Source organism: Halomonas sp. LC1 (assembly GCF_030247125.1).
Classification (GTDB): domain Bacteria; phylum Pseudomonadota; class Gammaproteobacteria; order Pseudomonadales; family Halomonadaceae; genus Vreelandella.
This window is the reverse complement of sequence record NZ_JASSPG010000002.1, coordinates 580,570-597,469: the sequence shown is the minus strand read 5'-3', so window position 1 is coordinate 597,469 and position 16,900 is coordinate 580,570. Positions and strand designations below refer to the sequence as shown.

The window sequence follows — 16,900 nt, the reverse complement described above, 5'->3', positions numbered from 1 at the left end:
CATCGTTCGCGTCGCTGACGGTTAACTGAACATTGTCGTTATCTAAAACACCAATTGTCAGTTGATCATTAGAGTCAATAGTTTCATAACCCCCACCTGCTACACTTTGGATGCTGATTTCTTGAGAGCCATCCCCTTGAACCAGCTGATCATCCACTCTGCTCTCAAAAGTCACACTGCCGGTGGTCTCGCCCACGGCGATGGTGATCTGTTGGCCGTTGCTGAGGGTGATGACCAGCGGGCTGCCTTGCGGGGCGTTGTTGACGCTCGCGCTGACGGTGATCGGTTCGCCTTCGGTGACGGCTTCTGGGGCGCTCAGCGTGATGATGGTAGCGTCGGCGTCGTCGCTGACGGTGACGCTGGTTTCATCAGAGGTATCAATGGTTTCGTAGCCACCGCCCGTGGCCGTTTCGATACCAATCGAGATTGTGCCATCACCTTGCAGGTAAGCGTCGTCTGGACGGCTGTCGAAGGTCACGCTACCAGTGGTTTCACCGACAGCGATAACAATCTGCTGACCGTTGCTGAGCGTAATCACCAACGGAGTACCTTGCGGTGCACTGTTGATGCTTGCTGAAATAGTGATTGGCTGGCCCTCAGTAACCTGCTGAGGGCTCGTTAAAGTAATGACGCCATCGGTGCCGGGTTCTGGAGCAGGTGCTGGATCAGCGGCATCACCCGCATCTTCCGCCGCCACATCTCCACCATCAAATTCAACGAACTCAGCGCCTTCTAGGCCACCTTCTGTGCTGAAGCTGAGGGGGTCTGTCTCTTCAGCGATACGGGCAACACGCACGAAGCTGCTGCCACCACCACCGCCACCACCGGCACCACCACCCGCTGCGGTCGCATCGAGGATATCGAGCAGGTCGCCCTCTTCATCATCGAGTGCGGCGAGGAGTGCTTCTAAGTCGTCATCTTGTGCGCTGGCATCGGTGGCAACGATCAGGTCGCTTACCAGGTCCGGCGTGACGGCCACTTCTTGGCCGCCTTCAACAACATTGGCACCGGTACCATCAGCAAAATCCAGCTCGACACGGCCATCGGCAGAGGTGATGAGCGTTTCGCCTTCTTGAAGTACATCACCAATACGCAATTCACGCAGGTTGCCGTCTTCATCGCGAGCCCATGCCTGACCTGTAATTGCGATAACCGTTGCCGTAGCCATGTGTCATTCCTCACTCGTTGTTGGTTGCCGCCCGCTAGTACGTTATGACCAGATGGATGGGTGGCATATACAGCGAGATTAGGAGGGTATGGAACAAAAAAGTATTGTACCGATGGACAATAAAAAACGAGGCCCGCGGGGCCTCGTTTTGAAGGGAATGCGACTCGGCTTGATCCTTGCGGCCATAAGCCGAGTTACGTATCGGCTTGCTCGGCGACAGGCGCCAGTTTGAGAATCAATTGCAGGCGGTCTCGTACCGCCAACTTTTTGAAAATTGCGCTTAGATGGGCTTTTACCGTTCGTTCTGTGATATCCAACTGGCGAGCCACTTCCTTGTTGGTCGCTCCACGCGCGACGGCAAGGGCGACGCCGCGCTCTCGCTCGGTCAATAAGCGCAAGTAATCACTGTGTTGGTAACGGTCATGTTCGACACGCTGCTGAAGGGCTTTGAACGTCCCGCCGAGCACTTTCGCCAATAATTCCTGGCCCACCCAAACGCCCTGATTGGTCACGACCAAGGCCACTTGGTTCAGCACGTCAGCCGCCGCCAGGGTATGAACATAGCCTCGTGCGCCTAGGTCCAGGGCGCTGAGCGCTTCTCGATCATCGGGGGCATAGCTGAGCACGACGACGATGATACCTTGCTCGACTAACCCGGGCAGTAATGATGGCCAGCTATCGACGGTCGTTGAGAGCCACACGAGATCTTTAGGCGCCACGTGCTGCCCAATCGCACCGGGTGTTAAGGCTCCAACGTCTTGAAACGCTTTTTTCCAGCGGGCTTTGATACTGCCATCCGTTGTTATGAACCAATGTTTCATCAGCGCTCCCCCATGGAATCTCGCCACGCTCTCAAAACAGGTTTTAGCATGAACTGCATCACCGTTCGCTTACCGGTGACGATATCCACCTGCGCCGTCATACCTGGTATTACCTGCAGTCGATCGGCGACGTTTTCGTTTTCTAAACTGCGCACCCGCACCAAGTAGAAGGTATTGCCCTCTTCATCTGTAATGGTGTCGGCACTGATGTGCTCAAGTTCGGCTTGCAGCCCACCGTAGATGGCGTAATCGTAGGCGGTCAGTTTGATCGTCGCAGGCTGTCCCGGGTGTAAAAACGCGATGTCTTGAGGCGCAATACGCGCTTCAACCAGAAGTTGGTCATCGCTGGGGACGATCTCCACGACTTCTTGCCCCGGCTGGGCCACTCCGCCAATCGTATTGATGTGGATACGTTGAACGATCCCATCGACCGGTGAGCGAATTTCCGTCAGCCGCACCCGATCTTGAAGCCCGGTTCCGGACTGCTGCAGCGCGTTGAGATCACCTAGCGCCTGGGCTAGGTCATTACGCCACTCGCTGCGGCGCTCGGCACCTAGTTCACGTAGCTGTGTTTCAGCCTCTTCGACCGCCGCTTCTAAACGAGAAACGGCCGCGTCGGCTTGGTTACGCTCGCCGGTGGCGCGGGACACTTCCCTTTGCAAGCGCAGCACTTCGACTTCGGACACTGCGCCTGACGCCAGCAGCGGGCGCGTCAAATTGAGCTCCTGGCTCGCCATGCTGGCTTCGCGCCCTGCCGTGTCTCGGCGAGCCTCGGCCTCGCGAAGCTCTTGTTCACGCTGGCGAATTCTGTCTTCCAACACGTTCTCTTGCTCACGCAGCTCTTCACGACGACTTTCGTAGACTGCACGCTCTTGCATGACGATATTGGGCACTTCCTGACGCAGCTCTTCGGAAGGCTCGAAGGCCGTGCCGGTCGCCAGCGCACGAAGGCGCTCGGCACGCGCTTCCAATGCAAATCGCTGGGCACGGTTTTCACGAAAGTCAGACACGAACCGGGTAGGGTCGATCTGCATCAGTACTTCACCCGCGCTCACGACCTGCCCTTCTCGCACCATAATTTGCTCGACGACGCCACCATCGAATGACTGGATACGCTGAAGCTGGCTGGCGGGAATCACGCGCCCTGCCCCTCGCGTCACTTCATCGATCGCGGCAAAGTAGGCCCATACCAACAGCGCGATGATGGTCAGCAGTACGGTGTACAGAAATAATCGCGCACGAATGGGTTCTTGCTGCATTCGCGCCCAGTCGGTGTCGCTCGCCCAATCACGATTGAGGTGGGCGGAGGTCACCCGCTTGGCAAACAGGCGATCCATGAAGGGACGGAACGGTTTTTGGCCCTTTTCAGAGAAACGGCCAATCGCTTCAAAGCCTTTCTGCTCGGACGTAGAGGAGGATTTACGCGCCATTATGAGGCCCTCCCGATTTGCCCTTTACGTAGTGCTTCAACCACGGTATCCCGCGGGCCATCGGCAACCACTTTGCCTGCATCCATCACAATAATGCGATCTACCAGGGAGAGCAGCGAAGTACGGTGAGTCACCACAAGAATGGTTTTACCCGCCGCGACGTTTTTCAAGTTGGCTTTGAACGCCTCTTCACTGGCGTTATCCATGGAGCTGGTGGGCTCATCCAACAGCAGAATCGGAGGGTCTTGGACCAGCGCTCGCGCGATGGCGACCGACTGTTTCTGGCCTCCCGACAGCGCTTGGCCACGCTCACCGACTTGAAGGTCGACCCCATGAGGATGGCTATTAACCAAGTTTTCCAGACCCGCTAACTCAATCGCTCGAAGCAATGCATCGTCGTCCACGCGGTCACTGCCGCCCCCGGCCACGATATTATCCCGCAGTGAGCCCGAAAACAGGCTGACATCCTGGGGTACGTAGCCGATATGGCGACGTAGCTGCAACGGGTCGAGCTGACGAATATCGACGTTGTCGACCAGCACCGCCCCAGAGGTGGGCTGATAGAACCCCAGCACGAGCTTGTTGAGCGACGATTTCCCACAGCCGATGCGCCCAAGAAGCGCCACTTTCTCGCCGGCCTTGACTGTAATGGAGACATCCTTCAAAGCGTCTCGCTCTTCGTTGGGGTAGCGCAGCGTCACTTTTTCCAAACGAATGTTACCCGCAAAGCTGGGCTTCTCTACGTAAGCTTTGCCTTCGTGACGCTCCACTTTTTTATCCATGACCGCATTCAAGGAATCCAGTGCGGTGGAAGATTGGTGGTACTGCGCCAGCAGCGCAGCAGCTTGGCTGATGGGTGCCATGGCTCGCGAAGAGAGCATATAGGCGGCGATCAGTCCGCCCTGGGTAAGATTGCCTTCGATAATTTGGTAAACACCGACAATGATCACGCAAACGGCCACGCTGTGCTGCGCCCACTGCGCGACATTCGAGACCGATGTGCTGACCATCTTCAGCTGCGCGCCCGTTTTGGATAGAAACGCCGAGGCCTTCTCCCAATGACGCTGAATACGGCTTTCCGCTCGCAGCGCTTTGACGTTTTCCAACTGGGAAATGGATTCCACCAGTAAGGAGTTACGCTGCGCCCCAACCTCCCAGGTGGTTTGCGAGAGTTCGTGCAGCTTGCCTTGCGCCGCTAGGGCATAGAGCAGCACAAAGACGATCCCGACCAATACTGGCAACACCAGCCAGGGGTTGATCAGCGCGATGATGGCCGCAAACATTAGAACGAACGGCAAGTCTACGATGCCGAGGATGGTCGCAGAACCGATAAAAGCGCGCACCGATTCAAACGACTGCAGCGTGGAAGTGAACGACCCTGTCGAGGCTGGACGCTCTTCTAAACGCAGCCCCAGCGATTTAGCCATAATCGACGAGGAGAGTTTGACGTCTGCCCGGCTGGCGGCAAGATCGACGAAGCTGCTGCGCATGAGCCGCAGGGCCAAGTCGAAGCAAAGTACGATGAAGATACCAACGGCAAGCACCCAGAGCGTTTCTGTTGCCTGATTAGGTACCACGCGATCATAAACGTTGAGTACGAACAGTGGCATGGCAATGGCGAACAGGTTGATCGCCACCGAGCCTAGAACGATATCGCGGTACAGCCGACGATTTTCCCGAATAACCCCCCAAAACCAGTGCTGGTCTCGGCGCTTTTTGACACCCGGTTCGGACGCATTATCGGCTAAGAATTTGGGACGGACATAAATCGCTTCGCCGCTATAGCCAGCGTGAAGCTCATCCAGAGAGATCTCTACGTCTGACTCGGAGAGTTCTGGGAAAATGACGCGGGCTTTTTTTTGCTTAACATCCAGCCCTAACAAGACGCAGGCACGGCCAGGCTCTAACAAAAGAATTGCGGGGAACAGCGCTGGGTTGAGACCAGACAGCCGACTTTTTACGATCCGCGCGGTCAACCCCGCTCGAGAAGCTGCTCGCCCAAACACCGAGGGTGTCAACTTACCCTGTTCGAGAGGCAAACCTGCCCGAAGTGCTTCTGATGACACATCATGCTGATGAAACGAGGCAATGGCCTTAAGACACTCGAGCAGCTCATCGCCTGTATCCCGCTCATTGGAAACGGCTTCATCCGAAAGCGAGTCTGGCGCTTCCGTATTACTCAGGTTTGCTTGTGTCACAAAGACCTCGTTGCCCTAATACTCATTATGCGACTCGTGCTACGCACCCAAGAGGATGCGTCTGCCCGCCGCGATGACACGGCAGGCGACGGCTATTACGGGTGCCGGCATTGGCACGTAGTGCTAGCCATTGGTGACGAAGGCATCACCATACCCCATTCCGTGAAGTGTTTGTCGGAGTACTTGTGCGTCGCTCAGCGATGCCACCGGCCCCAACTGGACACGGTAGTTACCCGCCGATGCATACACCCGTGACGGGCTCGTTAGCTGCTCGCTCAACTCGGCGCTCAGCTGCTGCGCGCGGGTTTCTGCCGTCAGCGATGCGACTTGAATGTAGAGACTGCTTTCAATCGCCGCTGGCTCAACCGCCTCGTAGGTATAGGCAGCCGCATCGGACGGCATGACTACCGATTCGCTCGGCGCGTTGTACGCGGTAGCGGGGGCCTCACTCGTCATCGTCGCTGCGGAAATGCCGCGCGTGAAATCTTCCAGGGTGAAACCGCGCGGACCATCGGTGGCACACGCCATCTCTGGGTCTTGCGCCAAGTCTTCATAGCCCAGTTCTGCCAGCGTGGGAATATCGTCGCGGACGACTTCCAACGTTTGCATGAGCTGCCCCATGGCAGCCAGCGTACGCGCATGCGCCAGGGTCAGATCGAATTCGGCATTGGCATACGCCCGGCTGGCTTCGAAGTATTCGTTCTCGCTGTCCAAAACGTCCAGCAGAGTGCGCTGGCCAATATCGAACTGTTGCTGATAAGCACCCCGGACGCGGTCGATGGATTGGCGGTGATCGTTCAGATAGCGCAGCTGCTCATTCAGGCGTTGCGTATCGTTGTAGGCGATTTGCGTCGTTTGACGCACGTTGGTACACGCCACTTCACGCTGATTGACCGCTTGTTCGATACGTGTTGCGGCCGCGTCGAAGGCAGCACTGTCAGAACCGCCTCGGTAAAGGTTCATGCTTGCCACGAGCTGAATGCTGTGCTCGTCGCTACGACCTGCAATGGCGTCATCTTGGTTATTCGTGCCAGTACGGCCTTGAATGTCCAAACGGGGCATGAAGGCTGCCCGTGCGGCGTTCTGCTCCGCCCGCTGAACGGCAATATTCTCGATGGCGGCATGAAAATCGGGGTTGCCCTCGAAGGCCATCCGCACGGCTTCACTGACATCACTAGGCAGTTCATCGGCCAGAGAGGGTGCGGGTGACATGTTTTGAGGCGGCAGCTCGCCCACGATCCGCTGATAGCGCGCCGTCACGTCGTGAAGGTTCGATGCTTCGGTCATTAGGTTGGATTCGGCCAGCGCCAGGCGACCGCTGATTTGTTCGGGTATCCGGAATATCTGGTTGATCTCTGGGTATCATGGGGAGGTAACAACTCCCCACTTCATCGGATTCCTTGGTTGATATGTCACTCAGGCCATTAAGGTACCTACAAAGCCTGGAACGTGTATGGACAATGACACTTACATGGCTTGGAGAGAGGGCGAGGCCAAGCTGAATGCAGAGCAACTCCCTCGCCCGTACCAAAACCGACTATTTCGGCCCAGCCCGCTCAATCAGCTCATCGTATCCTGGAGCCGGTATTCTCCGGACCAGTGAGACAGCGCTGTGGCTCGACTGTAATGTGTACTAATGACGGGCACTGAGCCTGGATACGCTGCTTGTAGACGGCAGGCGCCTCCGGGTCATGCGACACGACCGAGACGATGGCGGCGTGAATATTCGGACCAATGGCCCAGAGGTGCAGATCGCTGATTCGTGCATCGTCACTCTCAATGGCATGTCTGACGTCGTGCTCCAAGTCACTGCGCTGTTGATCAAGCAGCACGCGGGAGGTGTCTTTCAACAGATGCCATGACCAGCGAGTGATAAGTAACGCGCCGACGATACCCATGATCGGGTCCATCCAGTCCCAGCCCGCATACTTTCCGGCCAGCAAGGCAGCAATCGCCAATACAGAAGTTAAGGCATCGGCGAGTACGTGGAAGTAGGCAGCTCGACGGTTATGATCATGATGCCCATGCCCATGCCCATGCCCATGCCCATGCCCATGCCCGTGGTCGTGGTCTTCCCCGCCCAGTATCCAGGCCGATACTCCATTGACGATCAAGCCGATGACGGCGACGAAAATAGCTCCATTGAACGAAATTTCTACCGGGTGGATGAAGCGGTCGATGCTTTCGATCACCATATACAGGGCGAAGCCTGCCAGCAGGACCGCGCCGGTGAACCCGCCTAGCGCATTGACCTTCCCGGTGCCAAATGAGAACTGTGTATTGCCTGCGTTGCGGCGAGCGTATGCATAGGCGAAGGCTGCAATACCCAGAGCGACAGCATGAGAGCCCATATGAAGGCCATCGGCCAGGAGGGCCATCGAACCGTATAAGACACCGGCCAGAATTTCCCAAACCATCATGACGACAGTTAGAGCGACGACGATCAGTGAGCGTATTTCACCGGATTTTTTACGATCTTGACCAAAAACATGATTGTGTTGCCATTCTTCGAGCCTGTGACCATGCATACTGTAATACTCCGAGTTGATAAAAATTATGGTCAGCAAGACCAATGAAAGTGGTGGCGATTGATGGCGAAGCCCTGCTAACAGCTCCGGTTCCGCAAGAACTTCAGGGGCGCGGATATTAAATCACTGCCAAAGTTCGCCTCTTACAGCTAGGGTACCCACGCTGTAGCTCGTGATGTTCTACTTGAGGTAGGACTTGATGACCTGCAGCACCGCTTCCAAGTCTTGTTGCCGCTGCTCCAACTCGGGTTCCCTGACGACGTGATCAGTCAAGTGCCCCTCAATGATGGCTGCCATCAGTCCATTCACCGCCCCACGAATCGCGGCGATCTGTTGCAGCACGGCCGTGCAGTCGCCCTCCTCGTCAAGCTGCCTTTCCAGTGCGGCCGTCTGCCCCTGAATGCGCCGAACGCGGGTTAATAGCTTCGCTTTGTCTTTGATCGTGTGCATGCAGTCGTCTCTTTAGTGGCCCAAAAACTATACTGGAGGGTAGTATATAAATACTAGGGGGTAGTATGCTTGTTTGCAAGAGAGGAGAGGTAGGTGAAGCTCACCAACGTGACACTCGCCAGCCGTAAGGAGCACGCCGCATGACCGAAATGCCCGACAACATCCTGCACCTGCCTGAGTACCAGGTGCTGGGCTGCAAATCCACCGACGACGAAATGCACTTCCAGGTGGACGCGCCCGATCCCATCGCCTGCGAGGAATGCGGCGTGCAGGGTGAGTTCGTGCGGTTCGGCAAGCGTGATGTTCCCTATCGTGATCTGCCCATCCACGGCAAGCGGGTCACCCTCTGGGTGGTCCGCCGCCGGTACACCTGCCGGGCCTGCAAGACCACCTTCAGGCCCCAGCTACCGGAGATGGTGGACGGCTTCCGCATGACGCTGCGGCTGCATGAATACGTGGAGAAGGAATCCTTCAACCACCCCTACACCTTTGTGGCGGCACAGACCGGCTTGGACGAGAAGACGGTACGTGACATCTTCAACGCCCGCGCCGAGTTTCTGGGGCGCTGGCACCGCTTCGAGACGCCCCGCATTCTGGGCATCGACGAGCTGTACCTGAACAAGCGCTACCGCTGCATCCTGACCAACATCGAGGAGCGAACCCTGCTCGACCTGCTGGCCACCCGCCGTCAGGACGTGGTGACCAACTACCTGATGAAGCTGAAAGACCGGCAGAAGGTCGAGATCGTCAGCATGGACATGTGGAACCCCTACCGGGCAGCGGTCAAGGCGGTGCTGCCACAGGCCCGTATCGTGGTCGATAAGTTCCATGTGGTGCGCATGGCCAACGATGCCTTGGAGAAGGTGCGCAAGGGCCTCAGAAAGGAGCTGAAACCCTCCCAGAGCCGAACCCTCAAAGGAGACCGGAAAATCCTGCTGAAACGCGCTCACGAAGTCTCAGACCGGGAGCGACTCATCATGGAGACCTGGACAGGCGCATTCCCGCAACTGCTGGCCGCCTACGAGCACAAGGAACGCTTCTACGGCATCTGGAACGCCACCACCCGGCCACAGGCAGAAGCCGCCCTGGATGACTGGATAGCCACCATTCCAAAGGGCCAGAAGGAAGTCTGGAGCGATCTGGTCAGGGCAGTGGGCAACTGGCGCGAAGAGATCATGACCTACTTCGAGACGGACATGCCCGTCACCAACGCTTACACGGAGTCCATCAACCGACTGGCCAAGGACAAGAACCGTGAAGGGCGTGGTTACTCGTTCGAGGTGATGCGGGCACGAATGCTCTACACCACGAAGCACAAGAAGAAGGCCCCGACTGCGAAGGTCTCTCCGTTCTACACCATCGGTTACGGACTGCCGGACTTCGCAGAGGAACTCAACTACGGGGTCAATCTATCAACCATCTGAGGGTGGTATCAGGTTGGTGGGGTGAAGGTGCCCCATCAACCATTAAATCCGTATACCCATTTGTTCAAGATCCACCCCTCGCCCTGCGCCGGAAAGCGCCCGCTCTTCGATTTGCGAAAAGACGCGCTGGTGCTCGCGGTAGTTGTCCTGCGCCAGACGCACCATTTCACGGAAACGCAAGACATCCAGGTACGTTTCAAACGCTTCGAGCGCCACCGTTTCACTGGCACCCAATAGCTCGAAGTACGCAATTAGTCGGGTACGGTCCAACCGCTCGACTTCGCTACGCGTTGCAAACCCGTCAAACACCATCTGCGTCAGCGTGAGCTCGGCAAAGTCGCTGCTGTAGCTACCACGACCATCGTTTTGTTGGTCTTGGCGCCCCACCCCAGCCCGGACATCAATAGATGGCAGATAGTTACCTTGTGCCACGCGAACGTCGCTTCCCGCTGCACTGAAATTGTTCCAGGCAGCGTTGACCTGCGGGTTGCTCACGATGGTTTGTTGGATGGTGGTATTGAGATCGGTCGTGCCAGGTGCATACAGCGTGGAGGGAAGCTGCTGCGCGAGCGCCGTGAGCGGCAAGCAGGCAATGGTGGTGAGCGTCAAGGGGCGCAGTGCGCGCTGAAATGCGAGAGGTGTTCTTTTCATTGTAACGTTGTCTTTCATGGCCATGTTCCCTAATGATCGTTTTCGCTACTGGTGAGCAAGTAGCCTTTCCTTTGCAACAACGCACCGACGCATTGTCACCCCCTGGGCTGCTTACCCGCTGCTGAGCACTACCTGACTGACAATAAGCTGTATGGCATCGCTGGTGATTTTGCCTGAGCAGAAGCACCTTAGATGAATGATATTAGCTTAAGTTAATCGCCTTGGCGGCAGTGACAAGCCATAAAACCAAAAGTCACAAAAATTTACAATAAAACCTCAAAAAAACACACTACGCTGTCGACACATGCCTCGCTTGCGGCAGTTGCTGAATCGCCAAGCCGCATAGAATCAACACTAGCCCCACCAAGGTAGAGAGCCGCATGGGCTCGCCAACGATCAAGAAAAGCAGCAATAAAGAGACAGGAGGCGACAGAAAAATCAGGTTGGACACCTTGGCAGTTCGAGAAACGCTCTGGACCGCCATCTGCCAAAGTACGAAGGCAATGCCCATTTCAAACAGCCCGACATACACCCCAGCCCCAAAGGCAGCCCATCCGTGCCACTGAAACCCAGGCCCCAAAAGTAACAGAATTGTTAAAACAGGTAACCCAACACTGAAGTTCTGCCACTGCCCGACCAGCGGCTGACGGGAGTCCTTGGCATTGAGCAGCCAATAGAGCGCCCATAGCAATGTGGAGGCCAGCGCAAACACGACCCCGAGCGGGTTTTCGAAGGCGACGTTGAACACCTCCCCTCGGGTGGCAATCACCCAAACACCGCTATAGGCCACCAGGCCTGCCACCACGTCCAGACGCGTCAGCCGATGACCTAACATGGGCACCGCCAAGAAAGCCATCGCCAATGCCCACGTATAGTTCAGTGCCATGGCCTCTTGGCCAGGCAGCCGATCGTAGGCTGCAAATAGCACTAGGTAGTAGGCTACCGGGTTCATCACACCCGCCCACAGAGCTGTTCGCCACCCCCGGCGAAGCGCGACCCCCATATTGCCTTGCTTGAGAACGATGACGCCCATGAGCAGCCATGACACCAGCGCTGCCCACCACATCAGTTCGAGCGGGCTCATCCACGCCAGCGCCACCTTGAATGCCGTCGCCACGGTCGACCACAGAGCCACCGCCCCAAGGCCATAAAGCATCGCCCGTTGATCTTGCGTCATCGATCGATGTGTCCTAAATCCTGAGCAGGGTCGATCTGGTCGCGCACCTGCCGTTTGAGCGTTTTGATATCGGGAAACCCACCATCCCGCTTGCGCTCCCAGAGCAGCGTGTCATCACACCAGATTTCGAAAGTACCGCCATGGGAGGGAGACAATGCGACTTCCGTCAGCTGTTCGCCAAACGTGGACAGAAGCTCTTGGGCGTACCAAGCGCTGCGTAGCAGCCACTGACACTGGGTGCAGTAGCGAATATAAATGCGTGCCATCGTATAAATCCTTATCGATCAGTTCCTTTGCTACGCGCGGCGTTCGATGAAGCCTTTCGTCAGCATTATGTGGCATCCTAAAGGCATTCTGTCATCTTATACGAGTCACCGCCAAGGAACCGACAATGGCCCAAAAGGACGTTTCACAGACACAGCTTTACGAGTGGCTAACCGGCGACGACGACAGCCGGATGTGCGACGACATTCCTGATGGCGCGTGCCAAGAACAGCCGCGCAACTTTTTCCTTCATCTGCTGGCATCGCTAGGCAACAAGCTCGCCGATGAGCTGTCGAGCGCACGGCTAGTGCTGCCCTGGCTGTTGGGTATCATCGGTGCGCCGGTGTGGATGGTGGGCTTGCTCGTCCCCATCCGCGAAGCAGGCGCGCTGCTACCGCAACTGTTCGTGGCGGGCTTCATTCGTTTGAAGCCACAGCGTAAATGGGTCTGGGTCGCGGGCGCCACCGTGCAGGCAATCGCCGCCGCAGTGCTTGCTCTGCTTGCTTTGATGGGAAGCGGTGCGATGGGCGGGGCGCTGGTCTTGGCGGCGCTCATACTGCTCTCACTAGCGCGGGGGCTCTCGTCGATTGCCACCAAGGACGTACTGGGTAAGACCATTGCCAAGCGCCGTCGCGGTTCGCTGATGGGTTGGAGTGGCAGTATCGCCGGTGCTGCCACACTGGTGGCCGGCGGGGTATTGGTAGCCTTCGGCGACCGACCGGGCCATGTTGCCTTGGCTACCCTTTTGGGAGTCGCTGCCGGCGGGTGGTTGCTCAATGCGCTATGCGCGGCGCGCATCAACGAAGTGCCCGGTGCCGTGGAAGGCGGCGAGAATGCCTGGGACAGCATCAAGCTCGGGATGTCTCTGATGCGTGAGGATGCCACGTTCCTGCACTTCAACCTTGCCCGGGCACTGCTGCTATCAAGCGCACTCGCTTTGCCCTACGTGGCCCTGCTTGGCCAACAGCAAAGCGGCACCGAACTTGGCGGGCTGGGCATTCTAGTCGTGGTCTCGGGGTTAGCCGCTATGGTGGCCAGCCCGATTTGGGGGAAACGAGCGGACCGTTCCAGCCGCCGGGTGATGCGTGACGCGGCCATCGGCACGGCCATTTGCTGCCTGTTGGGTGCTCTGATTGCGTGGTTGCCGGGCAGTTGGACACAGAGCGTACTGCCCTACGCGGGCGTGTACGCGTTACTGGTGGTGGTTCACCATGGCGTACGTTTAGGGCGTAAAACCTATTTGGTCGACATCGCTAATCAAGACAATAGAGCCCTGTATGTCGCGCTTTCCAACACCTTCACCGGGGTGCTAATGCTGGTCGTTGGTGGCATGATGGGCGCATTGGCACAGTGGCTGGGCAGCGCTATGCTGCTGGTGATATTGGCGTTGACGGCCATCGGCGCCATGCTCAGTGCACAGCGCCTCCCGGAGGCCGAATAGCATTGCCGATTGCAAAGCCGAACCACGCTCGCCATGATGGTCAGCAAATCACGGTGGCTAGCTGTTTTTTTGCTATCCTACCTTTGTTTGATGGTGTGAAAGACTGCATCGTCCTGCACTTAAGAGCGCCCCGCGCTGACGCACAGCGCCACGGCGAAGAAAGACGAGAAGCAACAGGAACCCATTGATGAAACGATCTCCCTTGATAAGCCCGGAGTTACTCGAACGCATTGTTGACGCTTCTGAAGATGGCATCGTCGTTGCAGAGCAGGAAGGTGACGAAAACATCCTGATTTACGTGAACAAAGGTTTTGAACGTTTAACGGGCTACAGTGCGGATGAAATCCTCTATCGCGACTGCCGCTTCCTTCAAAACGAAGATCGCGATCAAGATGCCCTCATGTCGATCCGTGAGGCGCTTCAGGATGGCCGCCCTTCTCGTGAAGTGCTGCGTAACTACCGCAAAGACGGCACGATGTTTTGGAACGAGCTATCGATCACGCCGGTTTACGACGAAGCCGACAAACTGATGTACTACATCGGGGTACAAAAAGACGTCACGGAGCGTGTCGAAGCGCAGTTGGCGCTGGCAGAACTAAAAAAACAGCAAGAGCACGCGGAGTAACGGTTAGCCGCCATGGGCGCTTACCAATAGCAAAAAGACTCGAACGCGCGCCTACTGCCCCTATGCCCGAAGTGCTGCAAACATTCTTCAAAAACGCTTGAACTTCCAACCCAGTGGCGCTATATAGCGCCTAGGCGCTTAATGAGCGTTAGGCGCTTCTTGCTTCATACGTCGGTTGTATTGGTATGGCGCAAGAAGCCGTTGTGATGCCGGTGCGCCGGCTTGGGTTGGAGGGCATACCATGAGCCGTGACCCCTTAAATCGTGAAACCTACACCAACGACGGGCTTGACGCAGACGAGTTCGACAACCTGGATGCCGTCAACGACGATCACTACGGTAAAAGCAAACCCAGTAAAGCGGATACACTGCGCGCCCGTCGCCAGGTAGAAGCGTGGCTGGAAGAGCGGCGTTTACAGCGCGCAATCGAAGACGATTGGGATGAAGAAGAGTAACGCCTTGCCAATCTGCCAAGCAGTTCCAAGGTAATGACGACCCGAGGGGCACCGAGCGCGTGCCCTTCTTTTTTGGCGCTGCTTGCGCCGCCGGTTTACTGGCCTTTAGCCGCGCTGGGCACTATCATCTGTGCACCAAGCCAGCCTCGTGCTGGTCTCGCTTTTACCACAACCTAACGGATTTCCATGGCGCAATACGTATTCACCATGAATCGGGTTGGCAAAGTAGTGCCGCCCAAAAAGCAAATTCTCAAGGATATTTCCCTCTCGTTCTTTCCTGGCGCCAAGATTGGTGTGCTGGGCTTGAACGGTGCCGGTAAATCCACGCTGCTGCGCATTATGGCCGGTGTCGATAAAGAGTTTGAAGGTGAAGCTCGTCCGATGCCCGGTATCAATGTGGGCTACCTGCCCCAGGAGCCGCAGCTCGACGACGAGAAAAACGTCCGGGATACCGTCGAAGAGGCGCTGGGTGCCATCAAAGAAGCACAGGAAAAGCTCGACGCGGTCTACGCCGCCTACGCTGAACCTGACGCGGATTTCGATGCCCTGGCCAGCGAGCAAGCGCGCCTTGAGAACATCATCGAAGCAGCCGATGCGCACAACCTCGAGCGTAAGCTGGAAGTGGCCGCAGAGGCGCTGCGTCTGCCGCCGTGGGAGGCAAAAGTCGGCCACCTCTCTGGGGGCGAGCGCCGCCGTGTGGCGCTATGCCGCCTGCTGCTCTCCAGCCCGGACATGCTGCTGCTGGACGAACCAACCAACCACTTGGATGCCGAGTCCGTTGCTTGGCTCGAGCGCTTCCTGCACGACTACAACGGCACCGTCGTGGCAATCACCCACGACCGCTACTTCCTCGATAACGTCGCGGGCTGGATTCTCGAGCTCGACCGGGGGCAGGGCATTCCGTTCGAAGGTAACTACTCTCAGTGGCTAGAGCAGAAAGAGCAGCGCCTGACCCAAGAAGCGAAGCAAGAAGCGTCTCGTCAGAAAGCCATCAAGCAAGAGCTTGAGTGGGTGCGCAGCAATGCCAAAGGCCGCCAAGCGAAGAGCAAGGCGCGTCTTAACCGCTTCGAAGAGATGCAGTCGGGCGACTTCCAGAAACGTAACGAGACCAACGAGATCTACATTCCGCCCGGCCCGCGCCTGGGTGACAAGGTCATCGAGTTTCATAACGTCACTAAGCGCTTCGATGACAAACTGCTTTACCAGGACCTCTCCTTTACCATTCCGCCGGGTGCGATCGTGGGCATCGTGGGGGGTAACGGTGCCGGTAAATCGACGCTGTTCAAGCTAGTGACCGGCAAAGAGCAGCCGGATAGCGGTGACGTGGTGATCGGCGACACCGTCGATATTGCCTATGTCGAACAGTTGCGGGACGCGCTGGATGACAAGCAAACCGTTTGGGAGGCGGTATCCGATGGTCAGGATATCCTCAACATCAACGGTTATGAGGTGTCTTCACGGGCTTACGTGGGTCGTTTCAACTTCAAGGGTAACGACCAGCAGAAGCGTCTGGACGAGCTCTCCGGCGGTGAGCGTGGCCGCCTGCAGTTGGCTCAAACGCTGAAGCAGGGAGCCAACGTCCTGTTGTTGGATGAACCCTCGAACGACCTGGATATCGAAACCCTGCGCGCGCTGGAAGAGGCGCTGCTCGCTTTCCCCGGCTGCGCGATGGTGATCTCTCACGACCGCTGGTTCCTGGATCGTATCGCCACGCACATCTTGGCGTTCGAAGGCGACTCTGAAGTGGTGTTCTTCGACGGCAACTACACCGAGTACGAAGAGGATCACAAGAAACGCGTGGGCAATGACACACCGAAGCGCATGAAGTATAAGCGCATCGACGCCTAACGTCGCGTTGCTCGACACAAAAAGCCCTGCTGATGCAGGGCTTTTTTTATGGCGATGGGATCGCGTCAGTCGAATGATTTATCCAGCGGGCCACGTAAACTCACGTCCGCCCAGTAGATGCATATGAATATGGTAGACGGTCTGCCCTCCCAGCTCGTTGCAGTTCATGACGACCCGATAACCCTCTTCGGCAAAGCCTTGCTGCTTGGCGAGCTGCGCCGCGGTGTGCTGTAAGCGACCCACGAGCGCCAAATCGTCGGCTTCGATATCGTTCAGCGTAGGGATATGCTTCTTGGGAATGATAAGCTGATGTGTCGGCGCTTGAGGACTGATGTCATTGAACGCCAGAACGTGCTCATCCTCGAACACGATGTCCGCTGGAATATCGCGGTTAATGATCTTACAGAACAGGCACTCCATC

General features: G+C 57.0%; 16 protein-coding genes. 5 read left to right on the top strand and 11 right to left on the bottom strand.

Translation table 11 applies throughout. The features are described from left to right. The 7 genes from QIT27_RS05690 to QIT27_RS05660 form a co-directional block, all read right to left on the bottom strand. A partial coding sequence (locus tag QIT27_RS05690; RefSeq protein ID WP_285263152.1) for a retention module-containing protein occupies positions 1-1,168 on the bottom strand: 1,168 nt, incomplete at its 3' end. A gap of 194 nt (positions 1,169-1,362) precedes the next feature. Continuing rightward, positions 1,363-1,989, bottom strand: a complete 627-nt coding sequence (locus tag QIT27_RS05685; protein ID WP_159342737.1) for a response regulator transcription factor — start codon at positions 1,987-1,989, stop codon at positions 1,363-1,365. Beyond that, positions 1,989-3,419, bottom strand: a complete 1,431-nt coding sequence (locus QIT27_RS05680) for an HlyD family type I secretion periplasmic adaptor subunit (protein WP_285263151.1) — start codon at positions 3,417-3,419, stop codon at positions 1,989-1,991. Before QIT27_RS05680 ends, QIT27_RS05685 begins: the two co-directional genes overlap by 1 nt. Further along, the gene (locus tag QIT27_RS05675; protein WP_159343790.1) at positions 3,419-5,602 is read right to left on the bottom strand and encodes a type I secretion system permease/ATPase; all 2,184 of its coding nucleotides are present in this window, start codon (positions 5,600-5,602) and stop codon (positions 3,419-3,421) included. Before QIT27_RS05675 ends, QIT27_RS05680 begins: the two co-directional genes overlap by 1 nt. A 138-nt stretch (positions 5,603-5,740) precedes the next feature. After that, positions 5,741-6,904: a TolC family protein gene (locus tag QIT27_RS05670; protein WP_285263149.1), complete on the bottom strand. Its 1,164-nt coding sequence runs from the start codon at positions 6,902-6,904 to the stop codon at positions 5,741-5,743. 278 nt (positions 6,905-7,182) lie between these two features. Further along, positions 7,183-8,145, bottom strand: a complete 963-nt coding sequence (gene dmeF / locus QIT27_RS05665) for a CDF family Co(II)/Ni(II) efflux transporter DmeF (protein ID WP_285263148.1) — start codon at positions 8,143-8,145, stop codon at positions 7,183-7,185. 180 nt (positions 8,146-8,325) lie between these two features. Then, positions 8,326-8,595 carry a metal/formaldehyde-sensitive transcriptional repressor gene (locus QIT27_RS05660; protein WP_011589742.1) on the bottom strand — a complete coding sequence of 90 codons (270 nt, stop codon included), beginning with the start codon at positions 8,593-8,595 and terminating at the stop codon, positions 8,326-8,328. A 140-nt stretch (positions 8,596-8,735) separates the two neighbouring features. Between QIT27_RS05660 and QIT27_RS05655 the strand changes: the two genes are divergently transcribed. Further along, the gene (locus QIT27_RS05655) at positions 8,736-10,019 is read left to right on the top strand and encodes an ISL3 family transposase (RefSeq protein ID WP_045995197.1); all 1,284 of its coding nucleotides are present in this window, start codon (positions 8,736-8,738) and stop codon (positions 10,017-10,019) included. A 42-nt stretch (positions 10,020-10,061) separates the two neighbouring features. Here the strand turns inward: QIT27_RS05655 and QIT27_RS05650 are convergent, their stop codons facing one another. The 3 genes from QIT27_RS05650 to QIT27_RS05640 all read right to left on the bottom strand — a co-directional run bounded on the left by QIT27_RS05650 (position 10,062) and on the right by QIT27_RS05640 (position 12,113). After that, positions 10,062-10,670 (bottom strand): TolC family protein, encoded by a 609-nt coding sequence (locus QIT27_RS05650; protein WP_502875186.1) that lies wholly within the window; start codon positions 10,668-10,670, stop codon positions 10,062-10,064. Positions 10,671-10,959: 289 nt separating this feature from the next. After that, positions 10,960-11,847, bottom strand: coding sequence for a DMT family transporter (locus QIT27_RS05645; protein WP_285263147.1), 888 nt, complete (start codon positions 11,845-11,847; stop codon positions 10,960-10,962). After that, the gene (locus QIT27_RS05640) at positions 11,844-12,113 is read right to left on the bottom strand and encodes an Rdx family protein (protein WP_285263146.1); all 270 of its coding nucleotides are present in this window, start codon (positions 12,111-12,113) and stop codon (positions 11,844-11,846) included. Before QIT27_RS05640 ends, QIT27_RS05645 begins: the two co-directional genes overlap by 4 nt. Before the next feature lie 125 nt (positions 12,114-12,238). Here QIT27_RS05640 and QIT27_RS05635 point away from each other — a divergent pair, with 125 nt between their 5' ends. From QIT27_RS05635 to ettA, 4 genes are all read left to right on the top strand, one after another. Further along, on the top strand, positions 12,239-13,552 hold the full coding sequence (locus tag QIT27_RS05635; protein WP_285263145.1) for an MFS transporter: 1,314 nt from the start codon (positions 12,239-12,241) through the stop codon (positions 13,550-13,552). A gap of 187 nt (positions 13,553-13,739) precedes the next feature. Continuing rightward, positions 13,740-14,177, top strand: a complete 438-nt coding sequence (locus QIT27_RS05630; RefSeq protein ID WP_139526853.1) for a PAS domain S-box protein — start codon at positions 13,740-13,742, stop codon at positions 14,175-14,177. A gap of 241 nt (positions 14,178-14,418) precedes the next feature. Next, on the top strand, positions 14,419-14,631 hold the full coding sequence (locus tag QIT27_RS05625) for a PA3496 family putative envelope integrity protein (protein WP_044628513.1): 213 nt from the start codon (positions 14,419-14,421) through the stop codon (positions 14,629-14,631). A gap of 186 nt (positions 14,632-14,817) precedes the next feature. Then, the gene (gene ettA / locus QIT27_RS05620; protein WP_253018115.1) at positions 14,818-16,479 is read left to right on the top strand and encodes an energy-dependent translational throttle protein EttA; all 1,662 of its coding nucleotides are present in this window, start codon (positions 14,818-14,820) and stop codon (positions 16,477-16,479) included. A gap of 78 nt (positions 16,480-16,557) precedes the next feature. Here the strand turns inward: ettA and QIT27_RS05615 are convergent, their stop codons facing one another. Further along, positions 16,558-16,899, bottom strand: a complete 342-nt coding sequence (locus QIT27_RS05615; RefSeq protein ID WP_285263144.1) for a histidine triad nucleotide-binding protein — start codon at positions 16,897-16,899, stop codon at positions 16,558-16,560. Position 16,900: the final 1 nt, after the last annotated feature.

Excerpts from the sequence above, each read along its gene's own strand:
- QIT27_RS05685 (WP_159342737.1), bottom strand. The coding sequence starts at position 1,989 with ATGAAACATTGGTTCATAACAACGGATGGCAGTATCAAAGCCCGCTGG.
- QIT27_RS05635 (WP_285263145.1), top strand. The coding sequence starts at position 12,239 with ATGGCCCAAAAGGACGTTTCACAGACACAGCTTTACGAGTGGCTAACC.
- QIT27_RS05640 (WP_285263146.1), bottom strand. The coding sequence starts at position 12,113 with ATGGCACGCATTTATATTCGCTACTGCACCCAGTGTCAGTGGCTGCTA.
- QIT27_RS05625 (WP_044628513.1), top strand. The coding sequence starts at position 14,419 with ATGAGCCGTGACCCCTTAAATCGTGAAACCTACACCAACGACGGGCTT.
- QIT27_RS05680 (WP_285263151.1), bottom strand. The coding sequence starts at position 3,419 with ATGGCGCGTAAATCCTCCTCTACGTCCGAGCAGAAAGGCTTTGAAGCG.
- dmeF (WP_285263148.1), bottom strand. The coding sequence starts at position 8,145 with ATGCATGGTCACAGGCTCGAAGAATGGCAACACAATCATGTTTTTGGT.
- QIT27_RS05670 (WP_285263149.1), bottom strand. The coding sequence starts at position 6,904 with ATGACCGAAGCATCGAACCTTCACGACGTGACGGCGCGCTATCAGCGG.
- QIT27_RS05630 (WP_139526853.1), top strand. The coding sequence starts at position 13,740 with ATGAAACGATCTCCCTTGATAAGCCCGGAGTTACTCGAACGCATTGTT.
- QIT27_RS05645 (WP_285263147.1), bottom strand. The coding sequence starts at position 11,847 with ATGACGCAAGATCAACGGGCGATGCTTTATGGCCTTGGGGCGGTGGCT.
- QIT27_RS05660 (WP_011589742.1), bottom strand. The coding sequence starts at position 8,595 with ATGCACACGATCAAAGACAAAGCGAAGCTATTAACCCGCGTTCGGCGC.
- QIT27_RS05655 (WP_045995197.1), top strand. The coding sequence starts at position 8,736 with ATGACCGAAATGCCCGACAACATCCTGCACCTGCCTGAGTACCAGGTG.
- ettA (WP_253018115.1), top strand. The coding sequence starts at position 14,818 with ATGGCGCAATACGTATTCACCATGAATCGGGTTGGCAAAGTAGTGCCG.
- QIT27_RS05650 (WP_502875186.1), bottom strand. The coding sequence starts at position 10,670 with ATGAAAAGAACACCTCTCGCATTTCAGCGCGCACTGCGCCCCTTGACG.
- QIT27_RS05615 (WP_285263144.1), bottom strand. The coding sequence starts at position 16,899 with ATGGAGTGCCTGTTCTGTAAGATCATTAACCGCGATATTCCAGCGGAC.